Raw genomic sequence first — 19,093 nt, 5'->3', positions numbered from 1 at the left:
AACATATTTTAAGGCTAAGCTCAGGGTTATTTCGCACGTTCTATCTCTCGATGTACCTGATTCATCGATTTTGCCCAAGGTTCCAACTCTTGAAGGGCTTTTGGTAGCGAACTCACCGCATCTCGCGCGACTTGAATCGTCGGGTAATCTTGGTAAGTGATAATAAACCACTTGGTATCATTTCGTAGTGTTGGATAAATACGAACCTTGTTTTCGACTTCATACTCTTCAATAAAAGACTGAACATCTTCTAATGAGGTCATCGCACTCAACTGTAGGGTATAAGCGCGTGGGGAGATAGCTTGTAGCTCCTCGCGAGAAAATGAAAAGGTGATTTTTTTAGTCGGCGGCGTTGATTGTGTCAGGTCCGCATCTTGATCGACTGAAGATTGTGATTCATTTCCTGTTGCATCAGATTGCGAGTTAACTGGTGATCCAGTGCTTTCTTCAACGGCAGCATCAATCGCACTGGTATCGGCACTCTCTGGCTTATCATCAAGCAAAGCATCAACGACATCAGAAGTAATCACCACGCGCTGCTGGTTTTTATCTACCTCACCAACACTGGCAGTATCTTCAACCACAACTGGCGGTAGAGACGAACTATCATCGTCAGCACCTTGGTAACTCATGTCAGTTGTTATTTCTGAATCAACCGTTCCTTCAGCACCAACTTGCTCGCTACCAGTCTTCACTTCAAAAGTAGGGATAGCAGTTTGTTCAATTGGCGAGATAAGAGATTGTACTTTATCGTCAGGTGTTGGTTGACTGAACATCCACCAATAACCGCCACCAATTAAAACCAACAACAAGGCCACCACAATCGCAATGTTGATTGGTGAACCAATAATTGAGCGAATAATAATCCTTTTTTCCACTTTCAATTCTCCTAAAGCCATTAACTCTCCGGGCAGAGGTTGCGCTTTCTTATACGCATGTCGCACGCGAGATTCAGACTCATCATCAACATACCGAATCACTAAAGATTCAAAGAAATGTTCAGCTTCTGGCTGAGAAAGATTATCGATCTCTAGATCGATAGGCTTATGTTGTTGGCCATAACTCAGACGTGTTAATAGCGTGTCTAAGTGGCCAGTGTCAGAAAAGAGAACGATATTGATCGTCCATTGGGGGTTAGATTGAGCTTCCAGTACCAACATCCATAATTCGGATACCAATAGCTCGGAGAGTCGGTGGGCATCATCAACAACGATAACCACGTTACACGCCTCTCCATCAAGTAACCTAGCTAGGCTATCTGATAAGGAATCATGTTGATTAAATAGGGGGTCAGAAACAATTTGGCTAAGAATAAGCGCGCGACGTTGTTGATCGTCTTGGCTCGGGTGACAAAGCAGTAAGCATTGATTTTTTTCTGTCGACCACGCCTCAAGATAACGCTGAGCTAACCAAGAACGGCCTGAACCAGCTTTACCCGCAACCGTCACTAGGTTTGAACCAAAGTTAGTCAAAAGCTGTAAGCGTTCTAGCAGCTCAACTTGAGACTCTAACTCTAATACTCTTAATTCATGAGCCAAACTCATTGGGGATCCCTACTGATAAGACCGATCAGTAAAACGCTTCAGTTGCCTAGAGTTTAGCTAGGCAACCTCACAACCAAATTTAAAGAGTACGGCAGAAATCAATCGCTTGTTTAATGATGTCCTGAGGCACATCAGCAACCACTTCAGCAGTACCAATACTTGTTGGTAATACCAGGCGTAATTGACCAGACAGCACTTTTTTATCACGCATCATGTGCTTCATAAAGTCTTCAAAAGACATGCTTTCTGGCGTATGAACTGGCAGTTTCGCATCCTTGAGTATAGAAATAATTCGCTCAAGCTGCTGCTGAGAGATCAGTCCCTGTAATTGAGCGGTTTTCGCTGCCATTACAGTTCCTGAAGACACAGCTTCACCATGTAGCCAATTACCATAGCCTAGTTCAGCTTCGATCGCATGACCAAATGTATGACCTAGGTTCAATAACGCTCTGATTCCTGACTCTTTTTCATCTAGAGCAACCACTTCTGCCTTAATTGCACAACAACGAGCAATTGCGGTAATCAGTGCTTCTTCATCAAGTTGATAAAGTTTCTCTAGATTCAGTTCCAACCAATCAAAGAAGGCTTCATCGTAAATGATGCCGTATTTGATTACCTCAGCAATACCCGCTGCGAACTCACGCTCAGGAAGCGTTGATAAACAGTGAATATCAATGATGACAGATTTTGGTTGGTAAAAAGCGCCGATCATATTCTTACCAAGAGGATGGTTCACTGCGGTTTTACCACCTACAGAGGAATCCACTTGAGAAAGAAGTGTCGTCGGGATTTGAATGAAATCAATACCGCGTTGATAACAAGATGCAGCAAAACCGACCAAATCACCGATAACACCACCACCTAAAGCAATCACAACCACATCGCGGCTGTAATTCCCTTCAAGCATGTAGCTCATCACTGAGTTGAACGTTTCGAGGGTTTTGTACTGCTCACCGTCTGGCAACTCTAAAAGAGAAGTTTGACAGCCTACTTGATCCAATAGCGATAAAATTTTATCAGCATAAAGAGGCGCTACTGTCACATTACTGATAACAACAACTTTCTGTTTGCCTGATAAAAAAGAAAGGTACGCCGGGTCTTCAAATAACCCGGCGCCAATAGAGATTGGGTAGCTACGCTCAGCTAGATTGACCGTAATCCGTTCCATGGGTTTGCTCTCCGAAAAATGAACTTAACGTTCTTCTAGCATTTTTACGATCTGGTTGGCTACCACTTTTGCACTTTGGTCGTCAGTACGAACTGTGTAGTCCGACACTTCCTCGTATAGTGTGTTGCGGGATACAGCTAGATCTTCTAGCACGTCACGCGGGTTGTCTGTTTGAAGTAGAGGGCGTTTCTTGTCGCGGTTAGTGCGAGCAAGTTGCTTTTCAATTGTTGTCTCTAGGTATACAACAATGCCTCGTGCAGATAGACGGTTACGGTTTTCTTTGCTCAGCACTGAACCACCACCTGTCGCAAGAACAATACCTTGTTCTTCTGTCAGATCGTTGATTACAGATTCTTCGCGTTTACGGAAACCATCTTCGCCCTCAACATCAAAAACCCATGCGATGTCTGCGCCAGTGCGCTCTTCGATCACAGTGTCAGAGTCTAAAAACTCCATATGAAGTTGGGAAGCTAGGTGTCTACCAATTGTACTTTTGCCGGCGCCCATTGGACCAACAAGAAAAATATTGCGTTTCTCAGCCATGTTTTTAGCAGTAATTTACAACGTTAATTCAATGACATCGCCACAAGGTAGGTCAGTACAAGTACTGAAATTAAAAGGCCCGTGGCACCGATTCCTCACAGATAATTCGTGATAAGACCCGAAATTATCAAGGTTAGGTGCCACTAATGCAACTTTATTTTTAATCTAATTGTTCATTACTGAATCACAACTTTAGGTGTAACAAAAATAAGTAGTTCACTTTTGCCCACATTTTCATAGCTGCGACGGAACAATTCGCCTAAAACTGGCAAGTCTCCCAACAGAGGAACTTTATCGACCGTGCTGCTGACACTGTGTTGAAAAATCCCACCGAGCACGACCGTTTCACCATTATTAACAAGCACTTGCGTGCCAATCCTTTGGGTATCAATGGCCACAGCCTCACCTGTTCCCGTTTTCACAACTTGCCCTGGTCTATCTTGAGTCACACTCAAATCCAACACCAAGCGATTATCTGGCGTGATCTGCGGTGTCACCTTCAGACTCAATACCGCTTTCTTAAATGCGACCGATGTTGCACCACTAGAAGAGGACTCTAAATAGGGAATTTCCGTGCCTTGCTCAATATAAGCCGGTTTTTTATTGGTGGTGATTAATCGTGGGCTAGAAATAATTTCGGCTTTCGACTCTTGTTGTAGTGCTGATAACTCAAGGTCGAGCAGAGTATCAGAACCGAGCTTAGCAACCTGAAAAGCAATGCTTGAAGCATTCGGAGATGTCGCACCCAAGTTTACATTTAGAAAGTCATCAATCACGCTGTTTCCACTATTGTCGTCATAAGGAGTAATTGAAGATAAATGGTTACCTTCTATCGAACCGCCAACAGTGAAGCTACCATTTGTTGAAGAAACGCCCCAACGTACCCCAAGTTCATCAAGGTTACCCTCAGTAACCGTCACAATGCGTGCCTCTATCTGTACTTGTTTTACCGGGATATCCAAGGATTCAATAATGCCTCTTATCACCGTAATGTTTTCTTCTAGCTCTCGAATCAAAAGCGAGTTGGTACGCTCATCAATAGTAATTGAACCTCGATCAGACAGCATACTCACCGAGCCATCACCGCCAATCATGTCTGCGATATCGGTCGCTTTGGCAAAGTTAATCTTGATAATTTCCGACTTAAGCTCTCCCAACTCCTCTTCTAAGCGAGATTTTTCTAACGCTTGTTGCTCGCGAAGATCGAGCTCAGCTTTTGGTGCCACTAAGATAACGTTACCATCAACGCGTTTATCCAATCCTTTAACTTGCAAGATAATGTCGAGAACTTGCTGCCAAGGGACGCCATCTAACCGTAAAGTTAAATTTCCTGAGACCGAATCAGACACCACTAAGTTGAAATCATTGTAATCGGCTATCAATTGAAGAACATTACGAACAGGAATGTCTTGGAAGTTAATCGATATCAGCTTGCCTTCTTTTTCCAAGATGCTTTTCTCAACCGCCGCTTTATCGACCTTAGGCTGACTCACAACAACCTCAATAAAGCGTCCTTTAAGGTTGTACTCATATTGGTAGTCATTGGAGATGTTTACCAACAGCCGAGTGCTCGGCGATTCTCTAAAGACTTCAATACCCTCAACTAAGGTCGCAAAATCCCTGACGTCCAGTAGATACAGTTTATCGTCGTCTACCTGAGTATTGATCAACTCAATACTTAAGCCCTCTTGCACTCGCTGAACATCGACAACCGCAGTGGTGGTTGCCAATTCGATAATGATGATCGCGTCTTTGTCTTTATTTACCCTGAAATCAATATTCTCCAACTTGTTGGAGGTTTCGGCGTGAATCGTTACCGTAAAAAACAACATCAAAGACAACACAATGCCTTGCAGCGCTTTGTTCACTATCCCACTTATTCCTTTAATCATAGTTACATCTCATATCCACATCATGTGACATTGGTTTACTTCAGAGCTAACCTAACGTTGCGTTTGTGCCAACAACCTAGGCCATCTGGAAGAGTTTCATTTATCAGAACGTACTGGCTTGTCACTTTAGTGACCCGACCGTTATTTAAGCCGATGAATTGGCCTTTCTTTACATTCACAACGTTGCCTCTCGGCGTTTGCACTAATCCAAGTACATTTGAACCACTTCCCATTACGCCTTTTAAACGCAGCTTGCTCAGCGGGTACTTTTCTAACTTGCCATTCCGAGAGCGAACACTAGGCTGCCAACAGTTTTTCTTAACCAAAGGTTGGTTTTGCACGATCGCTTCTTTAGGAAGTTCAAAGGGGGGACGAAAAGCTCGACGTTGATAAATAGCGGCTGAAAATTCAGTGACCGGGACAAGCTGATCCACCTCTTTCCTGGCCTTAGCTTCGACGTGTACAACAAAGTCATCTAACGAATCCTCGTTCGCTTTGCAGCCCGACAACACAAGCAGTAACAATATGGAATAAAGCACGTTACTGGGTTTCATCATTGACCTCCGCTTTGAACTGGTAGGTATAAGCTCGAACCCTAAAATGCAGTGTGCTGCTTTCTTGACTGACTCGTTGCCAATTCACATCATCAAAGCTAATAATGCGCGGCAGCTTAGCGATGGCCGCAGAGAAATCACCAATCTCGTGGTAATCACCAGTCAGTTCGATATTGAGTGGCAATAGATACAGGAACGCCTTGTTTTGCTTCTGTCCCCAATCAATCCGCGTAAACGTCAGTTTATTATCCAACCCAAGCTCATTCACTGAGGCCAACATGCTGGCTAGCTCTTTCTGAACCGGTAGTTGCTCTAATAGGTAGTCGTAGCGACTGGTCAACTCATCTAGTTGGCTCTGCAGCTTAGGCAAAGCCGCCACCTTATTGGCTTTAATTCTCAAAGTGGCTTTAAGCGTCTGCTCTTGTTGCTTCATCTGTTGAAGTTCATCGTCCAACGGCAGAATATAGAGCCAAGTCCCTACCCCTTGGATAAGCACCATTAACACCATAATCACTAGCAGTTGAGGCAACAAAGGCCATTCAGTGATCTCATCAACATCGAGCTCTCGCAAACTCATCCTGTTTTGCCAACTAATCTTATTTTGAAGGTTAGCCATGATGCGCCCCCTTCTCTTTTCTGCTCGCGGTTGTGCTTTCTAAAGACACAGGGCTAAACACAAAAGAGACCTTGAAGGTCTGAAACTCTTTATTAAAGCGCTTGCGGTTATGAACGATAGAGTGCATCTCGACCCCTTTCAGAGAATCTGAACGCTCGAGGTTGTCCAACATCGTAGCGAGACGAGCAGTACTGTCGCTAATGCCCGACATTTCAATCTCCTGACCATTCATCTTTATCTTGTCGACATACACACCCTCGGGAATCAACTCAGGCATCAGGTTCATAAAGTCGGTAGTTTTATTGCGACCGAGTTGTAATGACTCCACAACATCGAGTCTGGTAAGAATGGCTTTGTGTTCTTGTTCCGCCACTTTTAATGATTGGATCTTCTGGTCGAGCTCTGCGATGTACTTATCGAGGTAACTGAGGCGAGATTGCTGCTTGGCGTGTTGGCCATGAAAATAGTTTCCCATCGCCCATTGCCCCAAGAACGCTATAATGGTGCCGAGAATAACCAAATGAACAAAACGCTTTTTATGCTGACCTCGAATCTCGTCACGCCAAGGCAGCAGGTTAATTTGATGCAACATGCTTTTCTCCTTGCCATTTAAGCCCACTCATTGCCATACCCGCCGCAATACCAAAATGTTGCCAATCCATAGGTAGTCGACGCTTCTTCGCAACCTTATTTTCAAACAAAGACAAAGGATTCAATGACTCACAACTCAACTGAAAATGTCGCTCTAGCTCATCAATGAGCATCGGTGTGCTTGCACCCTCACCCATCAGCCATATCCCTGCAATAGGTTGAAGCGTATTCACCGACGAATAGAGCTGTAACTGACGCTTGAGTTTTTCAATTAAATTGACAATAAATCGGTGCGTCTCCTCGGCTGTGACGAACCCACCTTCGATATCACTAGGTTTATCCGTACCGCGAAGATCTTGGGTACCAAAGGCAAGGTCTTTATAAAAAGGTACTGAACCTTGTGGGATAATCCCTAACGACGTTTGGTCGATGCCAACATCCACGAGCAACCAATTCTTTTTTTCTGGATACAAACGCGAAGCCAGTTGCCAAATATTGAGAAGGCCATGTGCCTGTGTATCAACCAAGATAGGTTTAAACCCTGCTTTCGTTAACGCATCGGCTCGGCTATCAACCACCTCTTTACGAGTCGCATACACTTGGTAGCTGCTTGTTGATCCTTTACCAAATCGTTTGTCTTCCAGCTTTACAAAATCTAAACTCAGCTCCTCGATAGGAAAGGGAGATTGGTGAGCAAAGGTTTGATAGATCGAGAACTCTTTTTCTCTGTCTTCTAGATCACTCTCTATTTGCAGTACTTTGCTGATCACTGTGTTCTCCGGTACCGAAATAGAGACGTTGCGACTTCCAAAAGGCAGCCCTTTCCTAAGTTCTTTGAGTTTCTTAACAGTTTTCTGATACTCCAGAGTATGGTTAGCTGTAAAAATGTCGTCCGAAATCGGCAGCTCTTTGTATCCCACTAGGGCATACGACTCCCCAACGGGTTTTAGGACCACAGCTTTGATGCTGTGATGATTTATATCTATACCTGTAATTAATGATGAACCCATGTGACCTAGCTCCTGAAGTGCCAAGCATTTCGTTGATTATCTAGGGGTTGTGATTATTAGTTAAATAAGCGTTAATAAACGAAAGCTAAGTTTTTAACCTAGAGTACAAGGGTTTGCTGCTTATCAGCCTTAACTAATCAGGGATTATCCGGTGAAGTTCATAAAGCGATTATTCATATTTACATTGATTTGCATGATTCTTGGAGTCAGTACAATTTTTGGGTTTTATTATTACGTAAAACCCGAGCTGCCTGATGTTGCTACTCTGCGTGACGTAAAACTCCAAACGCCAATGCAAGTCTTCAGTCAAGACGGTAAATTGATCTCTCAATTTGGTGAGAAGCGTCGTAACCCAGTGACTTATGACGAGATCCCTCGCCACTTAGTTGAGGCCCTGATTGCCACCGAAGATAGCCGTTTCTACGAACACCCAGGTATTGATCCAATTGGTATCACCCGTGCAGCGCTCGTCGTTGCGATGTCGGGGTCAGCCAAACAAGGGGCGAGTACCATTACTCAACAACTTGCGCGTAACTTCTTCTTATCTAATGAGAAAAAGATCATGCGTAAGATCAAAGAGATCTTCATTGCGATCCATATCGAGCAACTGCTTAGCAAAGAAGAGATCATGGAGCTTTATGTAAACAAGATCTTCCTTGGTCACCGCTCGTACGGTTTTGGCGCGGCAGCGCGTGTTTATTTCGGTAAGGATCTCCCTGAGCTTACCCTGAGTGAAATTGCTACACTGGCGGGTATGCCAAAAGCACCATCCACGATGAACCCTATCTATTCGATTGAGCGCGCGACTCACCGTCGTAACGTGGTATTACGTCGTATGTTAGACGAGAAATACATCACTCAATCAGAGTTCGATGAAGCTCGTAGCGAGACATTGATATCGAAATACCACGGTGCAGAGATTGAACTGAGCGCACCCTATGTTGCTGAAGTAGCACGAGCTTGGATGGTTGAACGCTACGGTGAAGCCGCTTATACGTCAGGTATGAAGGTTTACACGACTGTTGATTCAAAACTTCAAAAAGCTGCTAACCAAGCCGCGATTAAAAACCTACTTGGTTACGATGAGCGTCACGGTTACCGCGGTGCTGAAAAAGTATTGTGGCAAACCGCGCAATCGGCTTGGGATCATGAACAAATCGTTAAGCATCTGAAGTCTCAACCAACCTATGGTGACCTAGTCCCAGCGGTTGTTACGGCCGTTGATTCGAAAAGCGCACAAATCTGGGTTAAAAACCAAGGTGAAGGCTCTATCGAATGGCAGGGCATGAACTGGGCGCGTAAGTTCCTAACAGACAACCGCCAAGGCCCTGCTCCTTCTCAAGCGAAAGAAATTGTTGCGGTTGGTGAGCAAATTTGGGTTCGCCATGAAGCGATTACAGGTGACGAAGTCTCTGAAGAGCCAACAGAAGAATCAGCAACAACTGAACCTGAAACACCGGTTGTATGGCGATTAAGCCAAGTACCCAATGCGAATACTGCTTTTGTTGCCATGAACCCGAACAACGGCGCGATATTGTCGATGGTCGGTGGCTTTAACTTTGTTCACAACAAATTTAACCGTGCGACGCAATCTGTTCGTCAAGTCGGTTCTGGCATCAAACCATTTATCTACTCAGCGGCAATTGATAAAGGCTTAACGCTGGCATCACTGATCAACGATGCACCTATCAACCAATGGGATAAGAGCCAAGGTACGGCATGGCGACCAAAGAACTCACCACCGACATACGTGGGTCCTACGCGTTTACGCATTGGCTTAGCTCAATCTAAAAACGTAATGGCTGTGCGTGTGCTTCGTGAAGTGGGTTTGGATGACACTCGTAATTATCTAACACGTTTTGGTTTTGATATTGATGAAGTGCCTCGCTCAGAAACTATTGCGCTGGGTGCTGGCAGCTTAACACCAATGAAAGTAGCGCAAGGTTACTCGGTATTCGCTAATGGCGGCTACTACGTAGAACCGTTCTACATCAGCCATATTGAAACCCCATTTGGTGAAACTGAATTTGAAGCGACACCAAAAGTGGTTTGTAAGGACAATTGCGATCAGAAAGCTGCCACAGATCCAATGGCCGATGAATTTGCAGAGCAAGATGTCGATGCCAAAGTGCAATACGCACCTCAAGTGATCTCTGAGCAGAACGCATTCCTAGTTCGTGAAATGATGTACAGCAACATCTGGGGCGGCGGTGATTGGAGTGCAGGCACTGGTTGGAATGGTACAGGCTGGCGTGCTCAGCCGTTAAAACGTCGTGATATTGGCGGCAAAACTGGTACCACCAATGACTCGAAAGATACTTGGTACAGCGGCTACGGCCCTGGCATGGTTGCAACGGTGTGGGTTGGCTTTGATAACCACAACCGTAACCTAGGTAGAACCAAAGCAAACTCGAACCTTGGTAAAAACCAGATTACAGGTGCAGAAGCTGGCGCTAAAACAGCAGAACCGGCATGGGTTGATTTCATGGGCACTGCATTAGCAGGTGTACCTGCGCAGCGTAAAGAACTTCCGGAAAACATCATCCGTGTTCGTATCGACCGTGAAACTGGCTTACTGACGAACAAGTTCGATAGCTCATCAATGTTCGAGTACTTCGAAAAAGGCACAGAGCCAACCGAGTACATCACTGAACGTTTCAACGATGATATCTACTCAACGTCATCAGGCGAAGCCGTAGAAGAGCTGTTCTAGCTAGGGTTTGTTGAACCTAGTAAGATGAACCAACTAAAAAGGGTTGATATGAATTCATATCAACCCTTTTTTGTATCTACTGTTTGAACCTTTATATCTATTATTTTAAAACAAACAGCTAAACCACTTTCTCTAATTGCGTGCGAATAGTGTCAGCCAGTTGCTCAAATCGCCCCTTCAATGGAGAGCCTGGTCGGTATGCGACAACAATGCGACGTGAAGGCGTTGGATTAACAGCCGGTACGTAACACACACCATCTTTCTTCTTTTCCTTTGGAACCGATAGCTGAGGTAACAAGGTAATACCCGCCCCTGCCGCTACCATGTTACGCAGCGTCTCTAAGCTGGTCGCTTTAAAACGCTCATCGTCTTTTGCTCCCGCAGCAAAACAGAAGCCTAAGGCTTGGTCTCGTAAACAGTGGCCATCACCTAAAGACAGTACCGTTCTTCCATTGAGTTGCAACATGTCCACACTGTCTTGCTCAGCCCATTCATGGTCACACGGAACCGCAACACTTAATGGTTCATCATAAACATCAAGTTCTTTGAAAGAAGCCGTTTCATCTACAGCAGCCAATACCAAGCAATCCAACTTGCCATCTTCTAGCTGACTCACTAATTGATTCGTCTGAGCTTCATGCAAGTAGAGTTCAAGATCGGGGAAACACTCTTTAAGATGAGGAATAATTTTCGGCAATATGTAAGGCCCCACAGTCGGAATAAAACCGATGTGCATTGGCCCTGTCATCGCTTCACCGTGTCCGCTTGCCATATCTTTAAAGGTCTTCACTTCATTGAGAATGCGTTTTGCCTGTTCCACAAGTTGTAAGCCAGATTCTGTAAAGATCACCTTCCTTGGACTACGCTCGGTTAACTGAAGACCAATTTCATCTTCGAGTTTACGTATCTGCCCACTCAAAGTAGGTTGACTGACGAAGCACGCCTCTGCCGCTTTTCTAAAGTGCTTATGCTCTGCGAGCGCCACCAAATATTCAAAGTCACGAATGTTCATGCTCAGTCTCTTACCTCAGGTTTTAATAAGAACAAGGGTTTTAATAGAAACATTTAAAAGAAAAATGTTCTTGATAGAATTTACCTATCAAAACCATAACATCAAACGATTAGAGCTATCAAAGGATTTATCTAATAATGGGCTCAACGAAACGAAACAGAGCAAAGAAAAACGTTAAGCTCTGAGTGAACAAAATTAAAAATACTATTTAAGGAAATCAATATGTTTGCATCTAAAGAAGGTCAATCAATCCCTCAAGTAACATTCCCAACTCGCCAAGGTGATGCATGGGTTAACGTAACGACGGAAGAGCTATTCAAAGACAAGACAGTTATCGTATTCAGCCTGCCAGGTGCATTTACACCAACATGTTCTTCAAGCCACCTACCTCGTTACAACGAGCTGCACTCTGTCTTCAAAGAAAACGGCGTTGATGACATCCTTTGTGTTTCTGTAAACGACACGTTCGTTATGAACGCATGGAAAGCAGACCAAGAAGCTGAAAAAATCACATTCATCCCAGATGGCAACGGCGACTTCACAGACGGTATGGGTATGTTAGTTGAGAAAAATGACATTGGTTTTGGCAAACGTTCATGGCGCTACAGCATGCTGGTTAAAAACGGCGTGGTAGAAAAAATGTTCATCGAAGAAGACGTACCAGGCGACCCGTTCAAGGTTTCTGATGCTGATACTATGCTTAACTACCTTGCTCCTGAACACAAAGAGCAAGAGTCAATCACAGTATTCACTAAGCCAGGCTGTCCTTTCTGTATGAAAGCGAAACAAAACCTAATCGACAAAGGTCTAAACTACGAAGAAGTGGTTCTAGGTAAAGACGCAACAACAGTAAGCCTACGTGCAATCTCTGGTCGCACTACAGTTCCTCAAGTATTCATCGGTGGCAAACACATCGGTGGCAGCGAAGAACTAGAAGCTTTCCTAGGTTAATCACTTAGTCGCTAATAAACGTTTAGCAATTAAATGACCTAAGTAATTAAATAGCTTAGTAATACCAGCTAACCCACCCTCTTGTGGGTTAGCTATTCCAAATCACTCTTATATGAACTTTGGAAAAGATACAGCTTCTGACTCGCCAACTTTTAACTAACCTATAGTTAGTAACAAGAAGCAGTAAGTAACAAGAAGCAGCTAGTAACAAAAGCTGAATCACCAGCTAAACCTAATAAAACAGAATCACAAAACTGACCCGCTATCCTGACTCTCAACAAATCACCAGAGTCGGAGGGGTTTGTTCAAACTAAATTTAGCCATTGCGAGAAAATTATTATGAAACAAGTCAATGTAGATGTAGCAGTTATCGGGGGCGGTACGGCAGGTCTAGGTTCTTACCGCGCTGCAAAAGCACACACTGACAGTGTTGTGATGATTGAAGGCGGCCCTTACGGTACAACCTGTGCTCGTGTTGGTTGTATGCCATCTAAACTGCTTATTGCAGCTGCAGAAAGTGTACATCACATCGAGAAAGCTCCGGCTTTTGGCGTTCACCCACAAGGTGATATCGTGATTAACGGCCGTGAAGTGATGGACCGAGTGAAGTTTGAACGTGACCGTTTTGTGGGTTTTGTTTTAGAAGGTGTTGATGAAATCCCAGAGCAAGACAAAATCTCTGGCTACGCTAAATTCTTAAATGACAACACGCTACAAATTGATAACCACACAGTAGTGACTGCTAAGCGCATTGTTATCGCAACAGGTTCTCGCCCTGCATACCCTGCAGCTTGGAATGAACTGGGTGATCGCTTAATCATTAACGATGACGTGTTCAGCTGGGATGATTTACCAGAATCGGTTGCCGTATTCGGCCCTGGCGTTATTGGCCTAGAGCTTGGTCAGTCACTGCACCGCTTAGGTGTGAAAACAAAACTATTCGGCTTAGGTGGTCAAGTTGGCCCAGTGACAGACCCAGAGATCATGGCTTATGCAGATAAAGCCTTCAATGAAGAGTTCTATCTTGATGCTGACGTAAAAATCGAAAGCATGAAGCGTATTACCATTGAATCGGGTGAAGCTCGTGTCGAAATCCAGTTCATCAATAAGCAAGGTGAGCTAGAAACTAACGTCGTTGAGTATGTGCTGGCAGCAACAGGCCGTCGTCCAAATACCGATAAACTTGGCCTAGAAAACACCTCTTTAGAGCTTGATGAACGTGGTATTCCAATTGCCGATCACTACACGCTACAAACGTCGCTACCATCAGTATTTATTGCAGGTGATGCAAGTAACCAGCTGCCTCTACTGCATGAAGCCGCAGACCAAGCACGTATTGCGGGTGACAACGCAGGTCGCTTCCCTGAGATTCGAGCAGGCTTGCGCCGCTCAAAAATCTCAGCCGTATTCTCAGACCCGCAAATTGCGATGGTTGGCGAAACGTATAAAGAGATCACAACACGCCTAGGCACATGTGGTTGTTTTGCAACAGGTGAAGTGTCTTTCGAAAGCCAAGGCCGTTCACGAGTGATGCTGCGTAACAAAGGTATTCTGCACGTTTACGGCGAACAAGGTACAGGCCGCTTCCTTGGAGCTGAAATGATGGGACCAAACGCAGAGCATTTAGCTCACTTATTAGCTTGGGCACACCAGAATAAGATGACGGTTTCTGAAATGCTAGATATGCCTTTCTACCACCCAGTGATTGAAGAAGGTGTTCGAACAGCGCTACGTGACCTCAATGCAAAACTGCACCTTGGTCCAGAGACGGTGAAACACTGTCTAGATTGTGGCCCTGGTTGTTAATGACAAATATCAGGTCTTTAATATCAGGCTATCGCTAATCAATTGGCAGTTAGCAGTTAGCAGTTAGCAGTTAGCAAACACTAGATACTAAAAAGGAAAGCCATTGGCTTTCCTTTTTGTTTTTGGTAACAAGCTAATAATAGAATTCCAGAACCGAGTATCGAGGTATCTTTCTTGAAGCCATTACCTGTAGCTAAAGGTTAGCTATTACTTCTCAGCAGCAATCACAGAGATCTCAACAAGTAGCGCTTCGCGAGCCATATCACCCGTCACACATGCACGAGCTGGGGCATGACCTTCTGGAACCCATGCATCCCATACTGCATTCATTTCTTGGAAGTCTTTCATGTCTTTCAAGTAAATCGTTGCTGATAGCATGTGCTCTTTGTCACTGCCTGCTTGCTCAAGTAGAGTTTCAACTTTATCTAGCATGGTCTGTGTTTGTTCTGTGATGTCTTTTGTTGCATCAGCACAAACTTGGCCACATAGGTAGATAGTGCCGTTATGTTTAACAATACGGCTCATGCGTTGTTTGGTTTCTTGGCGCTCAATCATCGACTTTCTCTCTCTGTGTCACCGTGATCCAATATCTTGTGACGTGTTATTATCAGGGCAACAAGCATAACGCGAATCTAGCCCAAGATGACATGTATTCATTGCAATAAAAGTGAAAAAATCCGTGACAAACTCGGTCGCTGCCAGCGCTGCATGAATCAACTAACGGTATTGTCGATAGCCAGTTGGGGAGCGTGGTGGATATTTTTCAAAGATGATCCGAAAGCCATAAACTCTATCGCTTTAATGATGGCCGCTTGTGCATTCAGTGGTTTGTTGTCGCTGCATTGGATAATGAAATTTGTCGTGCTGCCTTTACGAAATAACAAACACTAGATTGAAATTGGAATCGTTTATGGGAATGACAGTGTCAGCAAACAATGTGCGATCCTACCTAAAGGCTCCGTGAGTGAATTCATCCTGAAAAACAGCCTACAAACCAATTCCCAAACAGCAGATAGAAAAAAGCCCCAGAACCAATCGATTCTAGGGCTTTCTTAGAAATTTCTAAGAAAAAGCAGTGGTACTTTAATAGACCGGACTTTTCTTAGTTTGTTCCCAAAAAAGATCAGATTTTTGATCTTTTTTTTAGGAGCTATAAAATCAATGATTTATGCAACATTAACCTTAGCGATAATCTGCTCTACCAAGTTCACTTCCAAGGCCACTTCATCACATGCATGTTGACGAGGACACTGGTCACAATCTTTTAGCACCTTCTCTGGCAGCAAAGACTTTGATGTTGGCAAGAAGTCATGCTTCATAAAGAACTCAGGAGTACGAGTCAGTACAAACACCTTCTTGATTGCCATTTGTCGTGCTTTATCAACCAAATTCTGAACAATCGCAGTACCTTGACCTTGGCCTTGCCAACCCGCTTCGACGCCGAGGGAGCGAATTTCAGCTAAGCCAGAATCATAGACATAGAGTGATGCACAGCCTGTCACTTCACCATGATGTTCAGCCACCGCGAACGAGCCAATATCACGCACCAGTTCATTACGAGAACGAGGCAGGTTTTCACCCATGTTAGCCCAGTAGGCCACCATGCCTTCTAACGCTTCGATATCCGTCAAACGAGCAGGACGAACCTTAACAATTGAAGTATCACGCTGTGATAAACGCTTCTCGGCTTGATCAACCGCGTAAGCGACTTGCTGCGGTGACACACCACCTAGCGCACTACGTTTTTCAAGACACGATTCAATGGTCAAGATGCTATACACATCTTCTTCGATCACATCGGAGAATTCTTTCAACTCTGCGATGGTCAATTCTTCTAGTGCACAGCCTTTAGCAATGGCCGCAACTACCGTCACACCTACAATGTGGTGAGCTTCACGGAAAGGAATGCCTTTCGCAACTAGGTAATCAGCCAGTTCGGTTGAGTTTGCATAACCTTGCTTCGCCGCTTCAAGTGTACGCTCGCCATTCACTTTAATGCCGTCAAAACAAAGTGCCGCCATTTCCATACAATCATTCCAAGTATCTAAAGCGTCGAACAGACCTTCTTTATCTTCTTGCATGTCTTTGTTGTACGCCAAAGGCAGAGCTTTTACTGTCATCATCATTGCCGCTAATGAACCATATACACGGCCAGTTTTGCCACGGATAAGTTCGAGCGCATCCGGGTTTTTCTTTTGTGGCATCAGGGATGAACCTGAAGTCACGGTATCCGCTAACTCGATGAAATTCGATTCACCAGAGTTGTAGAAAATCATATCTTCTGCAAGACGTGAAAGGTGAAGCATAGAGATAGATGCAATCGACATCAGCTCCATCACATGATCACGGTCAGATACTGAATCTAGAGAGTTGCGTGTTGCACGACGGAAACCTAAGTTGTGAGCTAACTCTTCACGGTCCATCGGGTAAGCAGTTCCTGCAAGGGCACCAGAACCCAGCGGACATGTATCTAGACGCTTAATCGCATCATTCAAACGAGAGTAGTCACGCTCAAGCATTTCAACGTAAGCCAGGCACCAGTGAGCAAAAGTTACTGGCTGAGCACGTTGCAAGTGAGTATAGCCAGGAAGCACGGTTTCTTGATGCTGGGAAGCAACGTTCACCATTTGGCTTTGTAGGCGATCAAGCGCTAACAGTAATTGGTTACCTTGTTGACGACACCATAGTTTAAGGTCTGTCGCTACTTGGTCATTACGAGAACGGCCAGTGTGAAGCTTTTTACCCAAATCACCGACCTTGCCAATAAGTTGTTGCTCAACCCAGCTGTGAATATCTTCTGCATCAGAACGTAAGATCTGTTCAGGGTCTTCCATCACTTCGAGTTTTAGCTCATTCAGTGCAAGCTCTAGTCTTTGCTGTTCTTCTTCTGTTAGAACATTGACCGACTGTAGAGCTTTTGACCAAGCAATAGAGCCAACAATGTCTTGCTCAGCCAATCGGTAATCAAAACGAAGAGAATCGTTAAAATCTTTGAACCGAGTGTCTGCTGCTTGGGTAAATCTACCGCCCCATAATGCCATTGTGTATCTCCTAATTGCACAGTGCTCACTGTTTTTTGCAAATGATAATTCTGATTAAGATTCAGTATTTTTCTGATGGTTTAAACTTACGGCAATTCAAAATGAAAATAAAGTATTAATTCATTATTTTCACATATCTATTCACCATAAGTTCGCGCATTGATTGTTTTCAGATTGGAGAGCGAATTATATGCCATTCATTGGTAAAAACCGAAGCTGATTTATTCGGCTAACCGGAAGCAAAAAGCCCATTCACTAATCAGTAGTGAATGGGCTTTGAATAATGATGTCTCGTTTACTGGCCTTTAATCTTTCGCTAAAGACGAGCTCACTAACTCATTGTTAGAATTACTTTTGGCTATTCAGAGCACGGATACGGCTTGATAGAGAGTAAAGACGGATGAAGCCTTCAGCATGGCTTTGGTCGTAAACTTCATCTTCACCAAAGGTTGCAAACTCTTCAGAGTACAGGCTGTTATCAGAACGTTTCTGAGTCACTGTTGCATGGCCTTTGTAAAGTTTGATAACCACTTCGCCATTCACGTCTTGTGCTAGTTCTTCTGTCGCGGCAAGAATTGATTTACATAATGGAGTGAACCAACGGCCATCGTATACAAGGTGAGAAGCCTTAACACCTAGCTCTTCACGGAATTCGAATGCCGCTTTATCAAGAACCAGTTGCTCTACTGCACGTAGTGCTTCCATCATGATTGTGCCGCCCGGAGTTTCGTAACAACCACGAGACTTCATACCAACAAGACGGTTCTCTACGATATCAATACGACCAACACCGTGCTTCGCACCCTTCTCGTTTAGGTAAACCAGTGCGTTGTATGGCGTCATTGTTTCGCCATCTACCGCTACCACTTCACCTTTTTCAACTTTAAGCATCACTGTTTCAGATTCGTTTGGTGCTTGTTCTGGATCTACCGTCCATGCCCAGCAATCTTCATCAGGTGCGTTCCATGTATTTTCTAGCACGCCACCTTCTGTAGAGATATGCCATGCGTTTGCATCACGCGAGTAAATCTTAGTAAGAGAAGCCGTACAAGGAATGTTACGCTCTGCTAGGTAATCCAGACACTCTTCACGGCTCACTAGATCCCATTCACGCCATGGTGCAATTACGTGTAGGTCTGGTGCCAGTGCAGCAAATGCACCTTCAAAACGAACTTGGTCATTACCCTTACCCGTACAGCCGTGACATAGTGCGTCGGCACCTACTTTACGGGCTACTTCAACTTGTGCTTTCGCAATGATTGGACGAGCCATAGAAGTACCTAGTAGGTATTTACCTTCGTAATAAGCACCCGTTTTGAGGGTTGGGTAGATGTAATCAGCCACCATCTCTTCTTTAAGGTCAGCGATGTAACACTCAGATGCACCAGATGCGATCGCTTTTTCTTCGATACCAATCAGTTCTTCATCACCTTGGCCTACATCAGCAACAAATGCGATAACTTCGCAGTCATAGTTCTCTTTCAACCATGGAATAATTACTGATGTGTCTAGACCGCCAGAGTAGGCTACTACAACTTTCTTTACGTTAACTTTGCTCATTTTCTTTCTCCTAGTTTCCATACTGCACATGGCGGTCAGCGTTGGAAATGACTTTAATAGTTATTATTTAAATTTATTTGTCTAAATTCTTT

General features: G+C 44.3%; 17 protein-coding genes. 5 read left to right on the top strand and 12 right to left on the bottom strand.

Going from position 1 to position 19,093, the window contains the following annotated elements; genetic code table 11:
* Nucleotides 1–26: 26 nt before the first annotated feature.
* The 8 genes from OCV36_RS01250 to pilM form a co-directional block, all read right to left on the bottom strand.
* Nucleotides 27–1,544, bottom strand: coding sequence for an SPOR domain-containing protein (locus OCV36_RS01250; protein ID WP_135457725.1), 1,518 nt, complete (start codon nt 1,542–1,544; stop codon nt 27–29).
* A gap of 79 nt (nt 1,545–1,623) precedes the next feature.
* Complete coding sequence (gene aroB, locus OCV36_RS01245; RefSeq protein ID WP_017073702.1) at nt 1,624–2,712, bottom strand: 3-dehydroquinate synthase; 1,089 nt, start codon at nt 2,710–2,712, stop codon at nt 1,624–1,626.
* A 24-nt stretch (nt 2,713–2,736) separates the two neighbouring features.
* Complete coding sequence (gene aroK / locus OCV36_RS01240; RefSeq protein ID WP_017073703.1) at nt 2,737–3,255, bottom strand: shikimate kinase AroK; 519 nt, start codon at nt 3,253–3,255, stop codon at nt 2,737–2,739.
* Nucleotides 3,256–3,431: 176 nt separating this feature from the next.
* The gene (locus OCV36_RS01235) at nt 3,432–5,147 is read right to left on the bottom strand and encodes a type IV pilus secretin PilQ (RefSeq protein WP_135457723.1); all 1,716 of its coding nucleotides are present in this window, start codon (nt 5,145–5,147) and stop codon (nt 3,432–3,434) included.
* A 35-nt stretch (nt 5,148–5,182) separates the two neighbouring features.
* Entirely contained in the window at nt 5,183–5,701 is a 519-nt protein-coding gene (locus OCV36_RS01230; RefSeq protein ID WP_029224876.1) for a pilus assembly protein PilP, read from the bottom strand.
* Entirely contained in the window at nt 5,688–6,317 is a 630-nt protein-coding gene (gene pilO / locus OCV36_RS01225; protein WP_135457721.1) for a type IV pilus inner membrane component PilO, read from the bottom strand. Before pilO ends, OCV36_RS01230 begins: the two co-directional genes overlap by 14 nt.
* The gene (locus OCV36_RS01220; RefSeq protein ID WP_135457719.1) at nt 6,310–6,909 is read right to left on the bottom strand and encodes a PilN domain-containing protein; all 600 of its coding nucleotides are present in this window, start codon (nt 6,907–6,909) and stop codon (nt 6,310–6,312) included. The genes pilO and OCV36_RS01220 overlap by 8 nt, the downstream gene beginning before the upstream one ends.
* Entirely contained in the window at nt 6,893–7,918 is a 1,026-nt protein-coding gene (gene pilM, locus OCV36_RS01215) for a type IV pilus assembly protein PilM (RefSeq protein ID WP_029224878.1), read from the bottom strand. The genes OCV36_RS01220 and pilM overlap by 17 nt, the downstream gene beginning before the upstream one ends.
* Before the next feature lie 151 nt (nt 7,919–8,069).
* On the opposite strand from pilM, the gene OCV36_RS01210 reads away from it, so the two are divergent.
* Nucleotides 8,070–10,631 carry a penicillin-binding protein 1A gene (locus OCV36_RS01210; protein WP_167853048.1) on the top strand — a complete coding sequence of 854 codons (2,562 nt, stop codon included), beginning with the start codon at nt 8,070–8,072 and terminating at the stop codon, nt 10,629–10,631.
* A gap of 118 nt (nt 10,632–10,749) precedes the next feature.
* Here the strand turns inward: OCV36_RS01210 and oxyR are convergent, their stop codons facing one another.
* Nucleotides 10,750–11,643: a DNA-binding transcriptional regulator OxyR gene (oxyR, locus tag OCV36_RS01205; RefSeq protein WP_017073710.1), complete on the bottom strand. Its 894-nt coding sequence runs from the start codon at nt 11,641–11,643 to the stop codon at nt 10,750–10,752.
* On the opposite strand from oxyR, the gene OCV36_RS01200 reads away from it, so the two are divergent.
* From OCV36_RS01200 to OCV36_RS01190, 3 genes are all read left to right on the top strand, one after another.
* Nucleotides 11,642–11,821, top strand: a complete 180-nt coding sequence (locus OCV36_RS01200; protein ID WP_017073711.1) for a hypothetical protein — start codon at nt 11,642–11,644, stop codon at nt 11,819–11,821. The genes oxyR and OCV36_RS01200 overlap by 2 nt on opposite strands.
* Nucleotides 11,822–11,865: 44 nt before the next feature.
* Nucleotides 11,866–12,594: a glutathione peroxidase gene (locus tag OCV36_RS01195; RefSeq protein WP_017073712.1), complete on the top strand. Its 729-nt coding sequence runs from the start codon at nt 11,866–11,868 to the stop codon at nt 12,592–12,594.
* Nucleotides 12,595–12,933: 339 nt separating this feature from the next.
* Nucleotides 12,934–14,400, top strand: a complete 1,467-nt coding sequence (locus OCV36_RS01190; protein WP_135457717.1) for a dihydrolipoyl dehydrogenase — start codon at nt 12,934–12,936, stop codon at nt 14,398–14,400.
* Between the two features lie 207 nt (nt 14,401–14,607).
* Here OCV36_RS01190 and OCV36_RS01185 read toward each other — a convergent pair whose 3' ends face one another.
* Nucleotides 14,608–14,955, bottom strand: coding sequence for a RidA family protein (locus OCV36_RS01185; protein ID WP_017073714.1), 348 nt, complete (start codon nt 14,953–14,955; stop codon nt 14,608–14,610).
* Nucleotides 14,956–15,042: 87 nt separating this feature from the next.
* Here OCV36_RS01185 and OCV36_RS01180 point away from each other — a divergent pair, with 87 nt between their 5' ends.
* A complete protein-coding gene (locus OCV36_RS01180) occupies nt 15,043–15,291 on the top strand; it encodes a DUF3624 domain-containing protein (protein WP_102553494.1) in 249 nt (82 codons plus the stop codon).
* Nucleotides 15,292–15,566: 275 nt separating this feature from the next.
* On the opposite strand, the gene argH is transcribed toward OCV36_RS01180, so the two are convergent.
* Complete coding sequence (argH, locus tag OCV36_RS01175; RefSeq protein ID WP_017073715.1) at nt 15,567–17,441, bottom strand: argininosuccinate lyase; 1,875 nt, start codon at nt 17,439–17,441, stop codon at nt 15,567–15,569.
* 348 nt (nt 17,442–17,789) lie between these two features.
* Nucleotides 17,790–19,001, bottom strand: a complete 1,212-nt coding sequence (locus OCV36_RS01170; RefSeq protein WP_135457716.1) for an argininosuccinate synthase — start codon at nt 18,999–19,001, stop codon at nt 17,790–17,792.
* Nucleotides 19,002–19,093 lie beyond the last annotated feature (92 nt).

Origin of the sequence: Vibrio echinoideorum (assembly GCF_024347455.1) — a bacterium.
In the GTDB taxonomy this organism is placed as follows: domain Bacteria; phylum Pseudomonadota; class Gammaproteobacteria; order Enterobacterales; family Vibrionaceae; genus Vibrio; species Vibrio echinoideorum.
The sequence above is the reverse complement of the archived record's forward strand: the minus strand, read 5'-3'. Positions and strand labels throughout refer to the sequence as shown.

Excerpts from the sequence above, each read along its gene's own strand:
- OCV36_RS01250 (WP_135457725.1), bottom strand. The coding sequence starts at position 1,544 with ATGAGTTTGGCTCATGAATTAAGAGTATTAGAGTTAGAGTCTCAAGTT.
- aroB (WP_017073702.1), bottom strand. The coding sequence starts at position 2,712 with ATGGAACGGATTACGGTCAATCTAGCTGAGCGTAGCTACCCAATCTCT.
- aroK (WP_017073703.1), bottom strand. The coding sequence starts at position 3,255 with ATGGCTGAGAAACGCAATATTTTTCTTGTTGGTCCAATGGGCGCCGGC.
- OCV36_RS01235 (WP_135457723.1), bottom strand. The coding sequence starts at position 5,147 with ATGATTAAAGGAATAAGTGGGATAGTGAACAAAGCGCTGCAAGGCATT.
- OCV36_RS01230 (WP_029224876.1), bottom strand. The coding sequence starts at position 5,701 with ATGAAACCCAGTAACGTGCTTTATTCCATATTGTTACTGCTTGTGTTG.
- pilO (WP_135457721.1), bottom strand. The coding sequence starts at position 6,317 with ATGGCTAACCTTCAAAATAAGATTAGTTGGCAAAACAGGATGAGTTTG.
- OCV36_RS01220 (WP_135457719.1), bottom strand. The coding sequence starts at position 6,909 with ATGTTGCATCAAATTAACCTGCTGCCTTGGCGTGACGAGATTCGAGGT.
- pilM (WP_029224878.1), bottom strand. The coding sequence starts at position 7,918 with ATGGGTTCATCATTAATTACAGGTATAGATATAAATCATCACAGCATC.
- OCV36_RS01200 (WP_017073711.1), top strand. The coding sequence starts at position 11,642 with ATGCTCAGTCTCTTACCTCAGGTTTTAATAAGAACAAGGGTTTTAATA.
- oxyR (WP_017073710.1), bottom strand. The coding sequence starts at position 11,643 with ATGAACATTCGTGACTTTGAATATTTGGTGGCGCTCGCAGAGCATAAG.
- OCV36_RS01195 (WP_017073712.1), top strand. The coding sequence starts at position 11,866 with ATGTTTGCATCTAAAGAAGGTCAATCAATCCCTCAAGTAACATTCCCA.
- OCV36_RS01190 (WP_135457717.1), top strand. The coding sequence starts at position 12,934 with ATGAAACAAGTCAATGTAGATGTAGCAGTTATCGGGGGCGGTACGGCA.
- OCV36_RS01185 (WP_017073714.1), bottom strand. The coding sequence starts at position 14,955 with ATGATTGAGCGCCAAGAAACCAAACAACGCATGAGCCGTATTGTTAAA.
- OCV36_RS01180 (WP_102553494.1), top strand. The coding sequence starts at position 15,043 with ATGACATGTATTCATTGCAATAAAAGTGAAAAAATCCGTGACAAACTC.
- argH (WP_017073715.1), bottom strand. The coding sequence starts at position 17,441 with ATGGCATTATGGGGCGGTAGATTTACCCAAGCAGCAGACACTCGGTTC.
- OCV36_RS01170 (WP_135457716.1), bottom strand. The coding sequence starts at position 19,001 with ATGAGCAAAGTTAACGTAAAGAAAGTTGTAGTAGCCTACTCTGGCGGT.